Consider the following 14,885-nt stretch of genomic DNA (forward strand, 5'->3'; position numbering starts at 1 on the left):
AGCAAGCAGATACGGGGCAAGGGTGGATCGCTTAACCTCAGCGATCCACCCTTGCCCCGTTTTTCTCAGCCCGTAACCGAGCTTGGTGCACGTCCAAATGCTGGTTCAACGCCCCGCTGGCGTCTCAGCTCGACTGAGGGCCACGAAATCAACGATGCTTTCCAGATGCTCAGCTGTTAGGCACTCGCGTAGGGAAGGGCTCAAAAGAAAGGTGTCAGCACACTCGAGCGATGTCGCCAACGGATCACATTCAACCTGAGTTTTCGGTAGATGATCGTCGATCCACAGGATCCGTTGTGGACGGTGCTGTAGTGCGTGAGCGCGTACGGCGGTGTGCTTTCGCTCAAACATTGAAACTTCGGCTGGGCCGGACAAATCGAGCCACTCAACCTCGGGTAACCCAATTTCGCGGAATAGATATGGCGCATCGGATTGCCAAGATGACGCGACGGTGATGTTTACTGAATGCTCAGCGATCACCTCGGCCAGAGCTGTGACGATAGTTTCAGAGTAGGCAACGGGTACGAACCGGCCGTCAGCCACCCGCACATCAAGTGCACGAAAGTCCGGAGGATATGGAGGGGTCGGTTCCATGACGAGAACCCCGTCGATATCGAGATAAAGCTGTGTGGTCATCGGGTCCTTTCTAAGGGCAAAGGGTTTTATCCGGAGTCGAGAGGCCGCGCTTACTCAGGCCTATGCTCTAACAGCACCTCTTCAAATACCCGTTCGGCCATCGGTGCGAAGTCATAATCATCCGGCTCATACCACTCATCTAGATCTTCAAATCCGCCAGCTTCTGTGTACCCGAGCTCTTCCGCTACCTCACTCCACCGCTCGCCTGACGCAGCGACGCGGTCCGCTATGCCGGACGGCACGTGACCAGACTCTTCAACTCCAGCCTGAAGTTCTTCATTGGTTTCGCCAAGGATCTGATCAGCGTTGTCGTCGAGTGGCCCTATTTCCCCACCGGCGCCCTTAAGCTGCTCTACACCGGCTGCATTTGAAGTAGCCGCGACCTCGTTATTGGTCACAAATCGCACTTCGTTAGCATCATAGATAATTTGCTGGTATGCCAGGGGTAACTGTTGATATTTAGCCCCTGCCAATACGGCGCCTGCCGCTCGACCAGGCAGACTGTTCTCTTCCGATGTATAGGCCACATAGGGGGCGACCTCAAGTAATCCAGCTTCTTCAGAAGGTCTAAATTGAGCCAACGTACAGTCGACGGTACCGCGTTGAAGAGCCTCGAAGACTTCGGTATACGCCATCGATGTAGGTGTGCCGCCCAAGCTTCGTGCCTGCTGTTCATGAGCGGAATTACCGACGCGTACTGTCCGGCCAGTCCAATCCTCTGGAGCTGTGCCAGGTTCAGCACAGACCGAAAGATATGTCCCTGTACTGATCATCGGTATCAGTGGCGTTACCCCTTGCGCTTCATATTCAGCACGTAATTCATCCGAGCTCGAAGCCAGCTCGATAACAGCTGCATCGCCGACCATTTCTCCTACGACGGGTGAGTTAGGCAAACCAGAAGTCGCAGCTCCGATGGCATCGAAGGTTGGGTATTCATTTGGTTTATAAATCGGTACTGCATACGCAATATCGACGCGTCCGTCGACGAGCGCGTCATCCAGTTCGGGGTAGCCAGCAATGGCCTGCCCCCAGACAATATCCACAGAGATCTGTCCGTTAGAGCGCTCTTCAACATACTCTTTGAAGGCAAGATCGTTGGCGGCCGAAATGGAATTCTGAGACTGCGCACCCGCCTGATACGTAATTTCTAATGGTTCTAAGTCTGCTAATACAGAATTCAGTTCTTCCTGGGAGGTTCCGTACTCGAAACCCTCCTCGGAACCGCCTTCCGTGCCTCCCTCGTCACCAGCGCAAGCACTCAAAATCAGAGCTGAACTGGCGATGAGTGCTAATGGTGTCAATTTACGCGTGTATGTCATATTTCTCGGTCCTATACTCCCCGGATTTGGTGTAGCTGAGCCTTTACTGGAATAGCGTTCCCGACTTCTTGCTTGAGAGCTGTTAAGCCACGGTAATATGAGTGTTGCAAATCACACTTCGTGACACGCCGTGACGCACAGCCACAATCTCGCCCCGAAGCATAAGGACTTACATTGAACACTCAGACCAAGCTCGCCTCTACTCGCTTCGATCTGCCGGAGATCCATCCGTTCGTGGGCGCAGATGTGTGGAGCATGCTCAACGAGTCAGCTGCGGCTGTCCCGGATAAGGAGCTACTCACCTGGCAGCCGTTCGATGCTGAGCCAGTTGTGTGGACGTATGCAACGTTTTTGGCGGAATGTCGCGAAATAGCAGCCGGGTTACAGGCTCGGGGGATCCAGGCTGGAGACCGTGTGGTGATCCATATGGAGAACTGCCCCGAGTTCCTGCTGGCTTGGTTCGCCTGCGCGGCCATCCACGCGGTAGCAGTCACGACAAACTCCCGCTCCTCAGTGGACGAGTTGGCCTACTACATCGATAACAGCGGAGCTAGGGCCGCGATCACGCAAGCTCAGTTCGCGGGACTTGTTCGGGAGGCGGCGCCAGGTTTGGAATGGGTCAGCGTTGTGCCCCATGCAGGAGAGACTGACACCACCGCTGTTGCCACAGAAGAATCCTTTGCGGCCCTGCACGGCGATCCCGCTCAACTGGTTCTGCCGGAACCGGATCCAGCAGCGTGGTTGTGTATTCAATACACCTCGGGCACGACCTCACGGCCCAAGGGCGTGCTGTGGACTCAGGCGAATGGGCTTTGGTCAGCTCGGGTAAACGCTCTGCACGAAGGCCTGCTGGCAAGTGACGTGCACTTGGTCTATTTGCCCCTGTTTCACACGAACGCCATGGGGTATTCGGTGTTGGCCAGCATCTGGGCTCGAGCGCGCTTCGTACTCACTCCAAAATGGTCGACGAGTCGCTTCTGGGACATTTCGGTAGCCCATGGTTGCACGTGGCTGTCCTTAGTCGGTCTGTCATCTCGGGCGATCATGGACTCAACCCCACCCGAGAACCACTCGTATCGTGCCTTCGGAAGCGGCGCGAGCAACCCGATTCTTGAAGAAAAATGCGGCGTTGAGTCCGTGAACTGGTGGGGCATGACCGAGACGGTCAGCCACGGCATCATTTCCGATGGACGCGCTACGAAGCTGCCAGGCAGCATTGGTCGAGCAGCGCCAGAGTACGAGATCGCCGTTCGGAGACCTGACGGCACTTCTGTCGTGCCGGGTGAAACGGGCGATCTGTATGTCCGCGGAATTCGTGGAGTATCGCTGTTCGCCGAGTACTGGAACAATCCAGAAGCGACAGCTGAGATTTTCGATGCTGAAGGCTGGATGGCCACAGGCGATCTCGTCCGGCTCAACGATGACGGCAGCTTCACCTTTATGGATCGCGCCAAAGACATGCTTAAAATCGGCGCTGAGAACGTAGCGGCTTCTGAGATCGAGCGGGTGATACAGCAGGTAGTTGGTACCGCTGAGATCGCTGTGGTCGGACGACCAGATGACAGTCTCGACGAGGTCCCGGTGGTATTCGTAGTCGACCCCTCCCCTGCCGAGGGCTTAGCCGATCACATCATTGATGCTTGCCGCAAACAGTTAGCCGATTTCAAAGTCCCCAGAGCGGTGCATTTCGTGAGAGTTCTGCCGCACTCCACCCTGAATAAGGTGAACAAGGTCGAGTTGCGTCGGCTACTCGCAGAGGGCGCGTCCCTGTCGGAGGCGCAAGATCGGTGGGAAATTGCCGATAAGTCTGACCCTTCTGGGGATGCTCTCCCCGGATAGGACCACGCGCCGCAGCCTAGCCACCGGGGGCGTTCTTACTCCACAGCAAATCTGCTTGGGAGTAAGAACGCACTGAACTGCAACGACGCTGCGACTTTTCGTTAGCCCGTGGTTGTGAGAACACCTTGATCCAGGACGATGTCTCCGTCGGAATCTTGGGTTTGGAAGCGGATGCCGTCGGCTTCTTGCCACATGGAGATGGTGAGGTCCTCGCCAGGAAAGACCGGTTTTGAAAAGCGTCCGGTAATGCTTTGCAGGCTCGACGGGGATAGTTCGGCTGCTCGTAGTACGGCTCGTGCGGTGATCCCGTAGGTACACATGCCGTGCAGGATAGGACGCGGGAACCCGCCGTTAGCGGCAAAGGCGGGATCCGTATGCAGCGGATTTCGATCACCCGATAGTCGGTACAGCAGAGCCTGATCGGGGCGGGTGGCAACCGTGATCTGTTCATCGCAGTCCCGCTCGGGGATGTTAGAAGTGGAAGACGGCCCACGCTCACCACCAAAACCACCTTCGCCCCTGATGAATACAGACGCTCTGCTGGTAAACCAGGGTTGTTCGGTGTCCGGTACGGTGCCTTGAGTTTCGATTGTCACTAACGCTCCGGAGCCTTTATCCCAAATACTGGAGATGGTATTCGTTAGACATACTTCACCTTCAACACTCAACGGGCGGTGCATCGATAGTTCCTGTTGTGCGTGGACGAGTTTTGCAGGGTTGAAATCACCAAACGGGATACTCAGGTCACGGGTACGTTGGGCAAGCACGATGGCGTAAGTCGGCAGAATCTCCTGCGTGACCCCTTCGGTGTTCTCGGTCGTCAGCGAGAGCTCTTCCAGCGGGTCCTCAGCGCCGGCCCCAACACCTAAAGCGTAGAGCATCGCATCTCTCGAGTCCCACTCGACTTTGACCGGTCCGGCGGAACGTCCTACAGCGCTTACATCGATACCCATGCATTAGCCTCCAGCTTCGTTGTTGATCGTTGACTTCAGAGGTTCGGTTTACCTGATGCACCGAACGTTAGAAATGGGGTGCACTTTATGCACCGAAAAATTCGACTTTGATATCGCGCTTCCGCACTTTTCCCGCATGGTCGCGGAGCCGTTGAGTTGTTGCCACTACACGACGGGGAAGCTTCACTCCGGAAAGCTGGCTGCTGAGGAAGTCATCGAAGTCCTCGGGTATGTTTCCGTGATCGGTTTCGATCACCATGGCCGGGACCTTGCCCAGCTCCGGATCATCGAGCCCGACTACGCACGAGGAGAGAACCGCAGGATGCATATCAGCCACGGCCTCAATTTCAGCGGGATACACATTGACGCCGCCCACCAGCAACATATCTGACCGGCGATCAGTCAGATACAGGTAGCCTTCGTCATCCATCCAGCCGATGTCTCCGACCGTTTCCCAGCCCTCATCTTGGGCTTCACTGTCGGCGCCGATGTAGTAGTACGACGGTGGTTCGTCTGCTCCGCGACGCAACCAGACTTCCCCGGTCTGGCCAGGAGGCAGCACCCGCCCATTTTCGTCGCGCACTGTGACTTCACCGATGGCGGCTCTGCCGACTGATCCGGGGTGGTCGAGCCATTCTCGCCCGGTGATAGTAGTTGCAGCCTGGCCCTCAGTGGGACCGTAGAGTTCATAGATTGTGTCTGCACCCAGCCAGTTGATCCATTCCCGCTTGAGCCATGGAGGGCAGGGTGCTGCCACATGGAAGAATGTCTCGACGCTGGAGAGGTCGTATTTGTATTTGATCTCGTCTGGGAGCCGCCACATGCGCTGCATCATGGTAGGGACCGAATAAACCCATGTGGCTTGGTGTTTTTCGATCATCTGCAGCGTAACTTCTGCGTCGAATCGCTCCATCAAGACTGTGGTGTTACCAAGGGCAAGAGCGGCGAGGGCATCGCTGAACGGTGCATTGTGGGAGAGCGCGGCAGTAATGAGACAGGTTCCGTTGGTCGGCACTCCCATCGCCTGGCCTAGTTGGATGATGCTCGCTGGATCGCCCGGGGCGCCCGAGATGATCAGTTTGGGCATGCCTGTACTTCCACCAGAGGTGGGTGCTTTGAGATGCGGTGGCACGACGGGAGGCAGAGCTTCAGAACTATAATCGTGCAGCTGATTGAGGCCGTCTATCCTTGGGACGCTGACTGTTCGGGAAGTCGTATCGACGGCGACTCGTGGGCGTCCGAGTTCGATAATTGCATCCAACTCTGCCTGCACCATGCGGTCTGATACCGGCATGGGCACGGCACCCACCTTCCAGGCGGCAATGGCCGATTCGAGCAGTAGCGAAGGTAGTGCCGTCGAGATGAGAACATAGTCCCCGTGGTCGACGTCGTGTTCCTGGAAGAGTCGGGCCAACTGATTTGTGCGGGTTTCCAGTTCCGCGAATGTGATAGCACCGCTGGAATCGACTATCGCGTCGATCGTCCCGTGAGTATCCGCGAGACGAGCAAACTGCTCGTTGAATGTCGCGGACCCCGCGTCTGCATTAGTCGTGTGGATGATGTCTGGAAACTGAGCGTTTGCTGCCACGCTGTTCTACCCTTCTCCAACCATGGTTTCGCAGTTGTGTCGGAGGTCACTTCTCTCCTACCCTGGAAGACTATACGGCATCGCGTGTGAGTCAAGACACACTTACTGGACTTATTACAACCCAGCACTTTCTGACATGCGGTGGAACTGCGCCACATTTTGCGCAAAGGCCTTATTGAGTCTTCTTTGCATGTTCGATAGCATCCACACTTATGTGACTTACGTCTCAGGTGATCTTCAGTGGGTTTCTGAGCAGCGATACCAAATAATAAAAGGTGGATTCAATGAAAACAGATCACGGACGACGTTCATGGACCAGGTGGGTGACTTCATCCGCAGCGCTGGCAGCCCTTGCCCTCGTGTTGACCTCATGCGGTGGCGAGGCCGCAGACGGAGATGAAGCCGCAGAAGAGCAGGGGTACGAATTCGGGGCCCCACAAGAAGAAGTGAATGCGGCGATTGAACAACTGGAACCGGTAACAGTCACTTACCAGATCCCTGCGACCTCCGAGCAATCACCGCAGGCAAACTTAGGGACCCACTATAAGGAAGCTGTCGAGGAGCGCTCCAACGGACAAATCACAGTTGAGTTGGCCTGGAATCAGTCCGTAGCTCCTTACGAGGATCTGCACAACGCACTGGCTGACGGACGGGTTGATATGGCGTTTACCCTGCCCTCATATGAGCCAGCAGAATTTCCTGCGTTCACCGCTCTCAACGACCTGCTGGGTGGTGACCCTGAGCCGCCCCTGACAGGTGAACTCGTGACGAATCTAGCGGCTGCTGAAACAGCTTGGCAGACCCCTGAAATCCTCACAGAATACGAACAAATTGGTGTCACCCCTTTCGTACCCGTTATGGCATCGGCTAGCTATTATTCGATATGTAGCGATGAAGTGACCGAACCGGAAGATTGGGATGGCCTTCAGGTGCGGGTCGGCTCGCCGGCAGCATTGGACCTGGTATCGCACCTGGGCGGATCGCCGGTCTCGATCGCGGGAGTAGAAGCTTACGAGGCATTGCAACGCGGCACCATCGACTGCACCCTTGGGGTGTTATCAGACGCAGCGCAAGGGGGCTTTTTTGAGGTCGCACCACATTTAGGGTATCCAACCACTACAAGCTTTCCGCGCGTGGCCGGTGCGATCCTTACGGGTGCGGGCGTTGAAGAGTTGCCAGTGGCTTATCAGCAAATCCTCTTCGACTCTTTCGATGCGTATTTCGATGGCAGCATAAAGGCGAACGGAAAAGATGAAGCTATAGCCCAAGTTAATGAGCTTGGAGGCAGCGTTGTAGAAGTGTCGCCGGAATTGCAAGAAGAAATTCAGCAGTTTGCCGACCTTCAAAGACAAGAGGTCGTCGAATCCGGCATTCTCGGTGAGGATATCGTCGATCGGCTTCAGGCATCCCGTGAAAAATGGGCGGATCGCGTCGAAGAGCTGGGCTATGAGGAACAGGGTACACTGGCCGATTTCGATGAGTGGTATGACCCCGAGGCCGATTACCGTCCATTAGCACAAGAATTATTCCAGGAAGTCATGCTGGAACATCGCCCTAACTAAAAATGAGGTGTTTGGTCTACCGCTCACGCATGGCGGCAGAGCAAACACCTCACTCAAGGACTCTTTCTAATTACTCTGCCATTCAGCGCGCAGTCTCTTCTTCTCAAGCTTGCCCACCGAGGTGCGCGGTAGTTCTTGAGAGACAACGACCTCATCGGGCAGTTGCCACTTGGCGAACCGATCGGCCAGCACTTCGTAGACATCTTCCTTGGTGACTTCAGCGCCGTCACGGCCCACGACGAAAGCCACCGGACGCTCTTGATACTTCTCGTCCGGCACGCCAATGACCGCTGCCTCCAGCACTTTCGGGTGGTCCATAATGGCGTTTTCCATGTCGATCGAGGAGATCCACTCACCACCGGACTTGATGACGTCCTTGAGTCGGTCGGTGAGTTTGAGATAACCCTCCGGGGTGATGACACCAACGTCACCCGAGCGCCACCAGCCTTCGTGAAACCTCTCGTCATTGTCATCGAGCTTCGGGTAGCTACGCGCGATCCACGGTCCTCGGATCAAAACTTCACCCATAGATTTGCCGTCGTGAGGTAGCTCCTCGTTCTCCGGGCCAACAACTTTGATTTCGGTGCCTAAGATAGGCAAGCCCTGGTAACGTTTCAGATCCCATTTTTCTGCCTCAGGGAGGTCCGCAAGTTCCGCTTTGAGTCGCCAGTTGTACGAGACCAGCGGGCTGGTCTCAGAAGCACCATAACCGTGAATAACATCGGCGCCGGTGAGATCCGAGAATCCTTTCATCAGCGACAATGGTGGTTCTGTCGACCCGGATACCAGGCGAGTGTTTGACAAGTCTGGTGCTTCGGGCAGCTGACGCAGGTACTCAAGCATCGGAGCGAATAACGCTGGGGCGCCATTGGCGACAGTCACGTTCTCCTCAACGAGCGCTTCAGCGACGAAACCAATGTTGTCGGCGCTAAACCGGCCCGGGAGGACGATCTTTGTTCCAGCACCCACTGCACCTTGAGGGAAGCCCCAGGAGACGGCGTGGAACATCGGGGTAACCGGCATGACGCAGTCGAGGTAGTCGATCTTGAGCGCCGAGATGAGGCCGAGGGTGTGCAGGTACATCGAGCGGTGCGAATAGTAGACACCCTTGGGGCGGCCTGTGGTTCCGGTGGTGTAACCGGCGTAAGCAGCACTTGTTTCCTCAATGAATTGAAAATCGTATTCTTCCGACTGTCCGGCCAGTAGATCTTCGTAGAAGTACACGTTTTCCAGGCTGGTAGAGATCTCGGATGAGGGTTTGTCTGTCATCACGACCCAGCCGCGCACGTTGACTTTATCGGCGAGACTCTCAGCTACTGAGAGCAATGATTCATCGACAAAGATCCACTGCGCTTCCGAGTGGTCGACCACGTAGACGAGATCCGTTGGAGCGAGTCGAATATTCAGCTGGAGCATCACCGCACCGACCGACGGCACCCCGAAATACAGTTCGAGGTGGCGCAGGTGATTCCAGTCCAGCACTCCAACCGTGGTCCCAGGGGTGATATCTAGTGAATCCAGTGCGTGCGCGAGCTGACTAACGCGCCGCAGCATCCCGGCGTAGTCCGTACGCGCCCAGCTTTCGTCGAGACGCCGATGGACAATTTCCGAGGTGGGGAAGGTTCCGGCGGCGTGCCTGAGCAGAGTGGTCATATTTAGGGGATATTCGTCGCCCATTGACGATGGGACACCTTTGAGCATTCTTGATCCTTCCGAGAGGAGTAGATGTGACCTCGAGCATAGTCGGCTGGGGTGTGTTCAGACAGAGTGAGCTTCCGGTCCTGACAAAATGCTTCCGCAAGCCAGCTACATGAATTCAGAGCAGTTTCGCGATGATGTCGAGCTGGACCGACGAGCTCGCGTGCTGCCCTCTGGCAGGTACCTCGTCAAACGACTGCTGCGCCATGCCCAGGACCGTGAAAGCGAGCACAAGCGGTCCCAGAACTAGAGGCTTCAACCTTTACTGTCTGACACCACCAGAAAAGTCAGCCCAGGCTCGAACTCATGGTGGCGCGAACCCCAAGGTAAATGTAAGCTATGTCACACTGTGCATTGATGTGCACATGAGGGGTTCCGGACAAGGCGCGTTGCGAAATTCTCGTGAATAGACGAAGCAGCATTTACCCCATCTATACCCGGGATCCTGTTTCACTCTCAACCAGATAGAGGAAACCGAATGACAAGCAAGAGCCCTAAACTATCCCGCCGTCGAAAAACCTATGGTGCAGTGAGCTTGCTGGCGATCGCCGGCCTGGCATTATCTTCATGCGCAGGTGACACAGGAGAAGCGGACGCAGATGAAGCGAACGCCGAAACGGAAGGCTTCGAATACGGCGCTTCCCAAGAAGAGGTCAACGAGGCCATCGCTGATTTAGAACCAGTTACGCTGACCTTTCAAAACGCAGCCCCTTCCGAAAACGCGCCAGCTGCTCAGCCTGTGCTGAAGTTTATGGAAGCAGTCGAAGAACGTTCCAACGGTCAAATCACCATCGAACCGGTCTGGTCGATGTCGGTTGCTAACTATCCCGAAGTTGTGGATGCGCTCCAAGATGGTCGAATCGACATGTCATATCACCTCGTCGGATATGAACCCCAGCGGTTTCCCGAAGCGACCGATATAGGTTCAGCGCTGGCGAATATTGAGTACTCCCCGATGGTGGGTGAGATGACAGCATACGCCGTAGGGGCCGAGATCGGATGGCAGAATCAAGGCCTTCTCGATAGCTATGAAGCAGAGGGCCTGACTCCGTTCGCGCCGTTTGTCGCCAACGGGGCGTATTCACTGAGCTGCAACTCTGAGCTCAGCACCGCAGAGGATATGGTTGGAGCCCAGATTCGTGCGGGCTCCCTCGCCCAAGCAAAGGCAGTGGAGCACTTCGATGCAACGCCCACAAGTATCGAATTTGCTGAAGCGTTCGAAGCGTTACAGCGCGGCACCATTGACTGTGACCTCTCCCCAATGGGAGCAAAAGAGATCTCAGGAGTCTACGAGGCAGCACCGCACTTGGGATACACCACCCAAGCCAGCTGGCCGAGATTCCCTGCAGCTTACTTAGCGGGCTCGACCTTCCAGGAACTGCCGTTGGCCTATCAGCAGATTATCTTCGACTCTCAGCAACTTGGGCTTGGCAATGACGTAGGAAACTACATCAATTCCAATGCGCTGTTTATCGACGACACCCTGTCCATCGATGGCACGATCAATGAATTCGACCAAGAAATGCAAGATGAACTAGCCAATTTCATTACCGTGCTACAAGACGAAGCCATCGAGGCCGGCACCATCGACGCTGACACGGTGACCCGGATTGAAGAACTGGACGAGAAGTGGTCTTCCGCAATCTCCGAAATGGGATACGCAGACGAGGGCGAAATGGATAACCTCAACGAATGGTACGACCCAGATACTGATTACGACGAGTTCTCCTGGGCCGTTTACGAAGAATCGGCCGCCATGAATTACAGGCCCGGCTCAGGTAATGGAAGCTAACCGTTGATTCACCTGCATTGAGGCCTCTGACCGCGCCGCACAGGCGCTGGTCGGAGGCCTCAGTGCGTGGGGAACTGTAAAGCCCTACATCAACATTAAAAGTCATGCTTCCACACCTACCGAACTAGTACTTGCCTTGCGTAGAGGCTGGCGCTGGATTTAGAGTTCCGGCCCTGAGGGGCATTCACCCACGCACAAGGGGTTCTGCTGTAACCTGTATCAGGACAGTAGCACCTGACCGCAGAGAGGCGCCCATGAAGTTTTCCCGTATGCTTCCCGATCAGTTGCCCCTGTCCCCTATTACACAAGCTGCACTCAGGTGCTTTGCCGTTAATGGGTATCACGGGACCACGATTCGCCAGATTGCTGCTGAGGCCGGGTTATCCGTGCCCGGGGTCTACCACCACTTCGATTCCAAACACGCCCTGTTGGTCGATCTTTGCAACGTCGCCATGACCCAACTGCTTGATGCCTCACATCGTGCGCTCGCTGCGGCGGGAGACGACGTACTTGATCGGTTCGACGCGCTCGTGGAGTGCTTGGTCCAGTTCCACACCGACTTTGCCGACGTCGCGTTCGTATCCTTCAGCGAGATTCGGGCGCTGCAAGGCCAAGCGCGGGAAGATCATCTGGAACAGCGACGCCAAGAACAGCAGTTAGTCACCGACGTGGTCGAAGAAGGCGTCTCCGCGGGTATCTTTGCAACCGATGACCCACGGCATGTGGCTCGAGCCATTACGAGCATTTGTTTAGGCATGTCGCAGTGGTATCGACCAGACGGAGGGCTCTCTGTCGATGAACTCGCTGGGACTCACGTTCAGATCTGTCGGGACACGGCGCGTTTTGTTGGAGACACAACAACCGCTTAAGACCGCCTGTGCCTATTCAGTCCGGTGCGCTGCTCAGCGGCGCATCACGAGCTATTAATTATTGCTGGCCAAGTCGCGTAGCGCGCGTTTGTTGATCTTCCCAACTGCGGTCTGGGGCATGGTCTCCGGGAAGATAATCTCCTTGGGCGTCTGAACGGATCCTTTGAGTTCTTTGACGTGTGCCACGAGTTCTTCGGAGTCGGCTTCGTGACCGCTCTTAAGAATCACAGCGGCAGTAACTTGCTCGCCCCACTTCTCGTCCGGAATACCGAACACGGCCGCTTGAGCTACCGCCGGGTGAGTAGTGAGGGCATCTTCGACTTCTCGGGGGAATACGTTGAAACCACCCGAGATAATCATGTCTTTCTTCCGGTCGACGATATACAAATAGCCCTGCTCATCCATTTTCGCGATGTCACCGGTGTGGATCCAGCCGTCGACGATCGTCTCTGCGGTGAGATCTTCGCGCTGCCAGTAGCCTTGCATTGCGCCCCGACCACGCACGCACAGTTCACCTGGCTCACCGATTTCGGCTTCCTCGCCCGTGGGGGCAAGAATACGTACGTCGACGGATTCGACTGGTTTGCCACATGACAGCAGCAAGTCTTGGTTCTGGTGATCAGCTTTGGAAAGGATTGACACTGGATAGCACTCGGTCTGACCGTAGAGCTGTCCGAATACTGGTCCAATCCGCTCCATACCTTCGCGGAGGCGGCTTTCCGACATCGGCGAGGCACCGTAGAGAATGTATTCCAGGCTCGAAGTGTCCCGTGTGTCGAGATCTGGGTGATCCAGCAGCGCATAGATCATCGTCGGCACAAACAGGGTGAAGTTGATCTTCTCGCGCTCAATCGTTTCCAATACTTTGGCCGGGTCGAAACCGTTCATCAGATGCACTGTGCCACCCTTAATGAGGGTTGGCAGCACATTGGTCCCGGCGACGTGACTCATTGGTGGGACGAGTAAGTAGCGAGGAGTGTCTGGCAGTTCGAAGTTGGCGAGGATATCTGCGGTCGAAGGGCCAAGGCTAAAGTGCTTCCGATAGGCGCCCTTCGGTTTTCCGGTGGTGCCGCCGGTGTAGTTGATTGTACTGAGGTCATCGTGTTTGACCGTGGTCTGAAATGGTTGGGGACCGATTTCCTTGGCTGCCGTGGCCAGGTCGGAGGCGAAGTCAGCGGGACTCATGGACCAGATCTGCAAGCCTGATTTTTGTGCTACCTCGGCCAGTTCCCGACCCCGCTGGGCATAATAGGTTTCATCAACAATCAGCGCCTTGACCTGGGAATCGTGCACTTGGAATTTTTGGTCTGCTAAGGAACCCATGGGATGCAACCAGGTAATGTACAGCCCCATCGACTGGACTGCAGAACCGAGGACCCATACTTCGAAACGGTTCGCGCCTAACGCTGCGACACCGTCACCGCGCTTTAACCCGGCGGCCTCCAGCACCGCTTGGTACCGGCCGATGAGATCGTATACCTCAGCGTAGGTCTGCTCGCCGCGTTCATCTTTGAAAGCCAGGCGTTCGGGGTACCGCTCAAGCGCGCGCTTGATCTGCACACCTTGGGTGGGGCCCAGCAAATGGGTAGCGATGTTCATGGTTGCTCCTTTGGGCGCTGGTGAGAGGTAAAGACGCGGGGTTTTCCCTTGTCGAATCGGTTATCTATCCCCGTGGAATTCTCGCAGCGTTTGGTCGATTATCTCTCGTGTCGCTGGCACATCTGACACGCCACTGACGGAATGTCCGGCACTCCAAATATCTTTCCAACGACGAGGGCCGGACTTATCTGAATATGCCGAGCCTCCGTACTGGGCTTGAGCCGAGGCGACGTCCGCATTGTGGTCGAGCGTGGCGGGATCAAGTCCGGCAGCCTCAATTGAGGGTAGGAGAAAACTGGTGTTCATCCCCGTAAAGGCTTGGGTGAGCAGCACGTCATCCATCGTGCTGTCGACAAGCATCTGTTTGTACTCTGGCTCGGCCAGGCTCTCTTGCGTTGCAATGAACTTTGTCCCGATGTAGCCCAGATCAACGCCGAGCTCACGGGCGGCACGAAGTGCTACTCCATCACTCATCCCGCCCGCTAAAGCTATCGGCCCATCGTAAAAGGCGCGAACCGCCCGGACAAATGCGAAAGGGTTCATCCAGCCGGTATTACCGCCGGCTCCAGCGGTCAGAAGCACGAGACCGTCAACACCTGCTTCGATCGCTTTCTTAACATGTTTCATGGTCGCCACATCGGCCAGGACAAACACTCCGGCCTCGTGTAAGGCGGGCACCACCGGTGCCGGAGAGCCGACACTGGTAATGACCATCTCAGTTCGGTGCCGCAAGAGGATCTCGATATCCTTTTGCGTTTCCGGCCTGCTCATGATGAGGTTGGCGCAGTACGGCGCATCGTTTTCTGAAAGGGTTTCATCGAGTTCTGTCAGCCAGTCATCCAAGGCTTCATGCGATCTCGGGTTGGCCGTGGGAAACGCACCAATCACACCCGCCTGGCAGGCCGCTTTGACCAGCTCGACCCCGGAGACCCGAAGCATGGGCGCGGCAATTGCAGGCAACCTCAATCGACTACTAATCGTCTCCGGCAGTCGACTCGTTGCCGTCGTGCTTTCCACTGCTGACATATGT

Annotated in this window: 12 protein-coding genes; 5 read left to right on the forward strand and 7 right to left on the reverse strand. The window is 56.0% G+C overall.

Annotation, left to right across the window (positions count from 1 at the left end):
- Positions 1-105: 105 nt before the first annotated feature.
- Both J2S62_RS13100 and J2S62_RS13105 read right to left on the reverse strand, forming a co-directional pair.
- Entirely contained in the window at positions 106-636 is a 531-nt protein-coding gene (locus J2S62_RS13100; protein ID WP_310175478.1) for an HAD domain-containing protein, read from the reverse strand.
- 50 nt (positions 637-686) lie between these two features.
- The gene (locus tag J2S62_RS13105) at positions 687-1,955 is read right to left on the reverse strand and encodes a TRAP transporter substrate-binding protein (protein ID WP_310175480.1); all 1,269 of its coding nucleotides are present in this window, start codon (positions 1,953-1,955) and stop codon (positions 687-689) included.
- Positions 1,956-2,129: 174 nt separating this feature from the next.
- Here J2S62_RS13105 and J2S62_RS13110 point away from each other — a divergent pair, with 174 nt between their 5' ends.
- Positions 2,130-3,794 (forward strand): AMP-binding protein, encoded by a 1,665-nt coding sequence (locus J2S62_RS13110; RefSeq protein WP_310175483.1) that lies wholly within the window; start codon positions 2,130-2,132, stop codon positions 3,792-3,794.
- 101 nt (positions 3,795-3,895) lie between these two features.
- On the opposite strand, the gene J2S62_RS13115 is transcribed toward J2S62_RS13110, so the two are convergent.
- Positions 3,896-4,747: a MaoC/PaaZ C-terminal domain-containing protein gene (locus J2S62_RS13115; protein ID WP_310175485.1), complete on the reverse strand. Its 852-nt coding sequence runs from the start codon at positions 4,745-4,747 to the stop codon at positions 3,896-3,898.
- Between the two features lie 85 nt (positions 4,748-4,832).
- Complete coding sequence (locus J2S62_RS13120) at positions 4,833-6,335, reverse strand: AMP-binding protein (protein WP_310175487.1); 1,503 nt, start codon at positions 6,333-6,335, stop codon at positions 4,833-4,835.
- A 284-nt stretch (positions 6,336-6,619) separates the two neighbouring features.
- On the opposite strand from J2S62_RS13120, the gene J2S62_RS13125 reads away from it, so the two are divergent.
- A complete protein-coding gene (locus J2S62_RS13125; protein WP_310175489.1) occupies positions 6,620-7,897 on the forward strand; it encodes a type 2 periplasmic-binding domain-containing protein in 1,278 nt (425 codons plus the stop codon).
- A 66-nt stretch (positions 7,898-7,963) separates the two neighbouring features.
- Here J2S62_RS13125 and J2S62_RS13130 read toward each other — a convergent pair whose 3' ends face one another.
- Positions 7,964-9,598 carry a long-chain-fatty-acid--CoA ligase gene (locus J2S62_RS13130; RefSeq protein WP_310175491.1) on the reverse strand — a complete coding sequence of 545 codons (1,635 nt, stop codon included), beginning with the start codon at positions 9,596-9,598 and terminating at the stop codon, positions 7,964-7,966.
- A gap of 109 nt (positions 9,599-9,707) precedes the next feature.
- On the opposite strand from J2S62_RS13130, the gene J2S62_RS13135 reads away from it, so the two are divergent.
- The 3 genes from J2S62_RS13135 to J2S62_RS13145 all read left to right on the forward strand — a co-directional run bounded on the left by J2S62_RS13135 (position 9,708) and on the right by J2S62_RS13145 (position 12,256).
- Positions 9,708-9,845, forward strand: coding sequence for a hypothetical protein (locus tag J2S62_RS13135; RefSeq protein WP_310175493.1), 138 nt, complete (start codon positions 9,708-9,710; stop codon positions 9,843-9,845).
- Between the two features lie 228 nt (positions 9,846-10,073).
- Positions 10,074-11,387: a type 2 periplasmic-binding domain-containing protein gene (locus J2S62_RS13140; protein WP_310175495.1), complete on the forward strand. Its 1,314-nt coding sequence runs from the start codon at positions 10,074-10,076 to the stop codon at positions 11,385-11,387.
- Positions 11,388-11,641: 254 nt separating this feature from the next.
- Positions 11,642-12,256 carry a TetR/AcrR family transcriptional regulator gene (locus J2S62_RS13145; RefSeq protein ID WP_310175497.1) on the forward strand — a complete coding sequence of 205 codons (615 nt, stop codon included), beginning with the start codon at positions 11,642-11,644 and terminating at the stop codon, positions 12,254-12,256.
- Positions 12,257-12,310: 54 nt separating this feature from the next.
- Here J2S62_RS13145 and J2S62_RS13150 read toward each other — a convergent pair whose 3' ends face one another.
- Both J2S62_RS13150 and J2S62_RS13155 read right to left on the reverse strand, forming a co-directional pair.
- Positions 12,311-13,855 (reverse strand): AMP-binding protein, encoded by a 1,545-nt coding sequence (locus tag J2S62_RS13150; protein ID WP_310175499.1) that lies wholly within the window; start codon positions 13,853-13,855, stop codon positions 12,311-12,313.
- Positions 13,856-13,915: 60 nt separating this feature from the next.
- A complete protein-coding gene (locus J2S62_RS13155) occupies positions 13,916-14,881 on the reverse strand; it encodes an NAD(P)H-dependent flavin oxidoreductase (RefSeq protein ID WP_310175501.1) in 966 nt (321 codons plus the stop codon).
- Positions 14,882-14,885 lie beyond the last annotated feature (4 nt).

It is taken from the genome of Enteractinococcus fodinae (assembly GCF_031458395.1).
GTDB lineage: Bacteria > Actinomycetota > Actinomycetes > Actinomycetales > Micrococcaceae > Yaniella > Yaniella fodinae.

Bases quoted from the DNA above. Each gene is read 5' to 3' on its own strand.
- J2S62_RS13100 (WP_310175478.1), bottom strand. From the start codon at position 636: ATGACCACACAGCTTTATCTCGATATCGACGGGGTTCTCGTCATGGAA.
- J2S62_RS13105 (WP_310175480.1), bottom strand. From the start codon at position 1,955: ATGACATACACGCGTAAATTGACACCATTAGCACTCATCGCCAGTTCA.
- J2S62_RS13115 (WP_310175485.1), bottom strand. From the start codon at position 4,747: ATGGGTATCGATGTAAGCGCTGTAGGACGTTCCGCCGGACCGGTCAAA.
- J2S62_RS13125 (WP_310175489.1), top strand. From the start codon at position 6,620: ATGAAAACAGATCACGGACGACGTTCATGGACCAGGTGGGTGACTTCA.
- J2S62_RS13130 (WP_310175491.1), bottom strand. From the start codon at position 9,598: ATGCTCAAAGGTGTCCCATCGTCAATGGGCGACGAATATCCCCTAAAT.
- J2S62_RS13135 (WP_310175493.1), top strand. From the start codon at position 9,708: ATGAATTCAGAGCAGTTTCGCGATGATGTCGAGCTGGACCGACGAGCT.
- J2S62_RS13140 (WP_310175495.1), top strand. From the start codon at position 10,074: ATGACAAGCAAGAGCCCTAAACTATCCCGCCGTCGAAAAACCTATGGT.
- J2S62_RS13145 (WP_310175497.1), top strand. From the start codon at position 11,642: ATGAAGTTTTCCCGTATGCTTCCCGATCAGTTGCCCCTGTCCCCTATT.
- J2S62_RS13150 (WP_310175499.1), bottom strand. From the start codon at position 13,855: ATGAACATCGCTACCCATTTGCTGGGCCCCACCCAAGGTGTGCAGATC.
- J2S62_RS13155 (WP_310175501.1), bottom strand. From the start codon at position 14,881: ATGTCAGCAGTGGAAAGCACGACGGCAACGAGTCGACTGCCGGAGACG.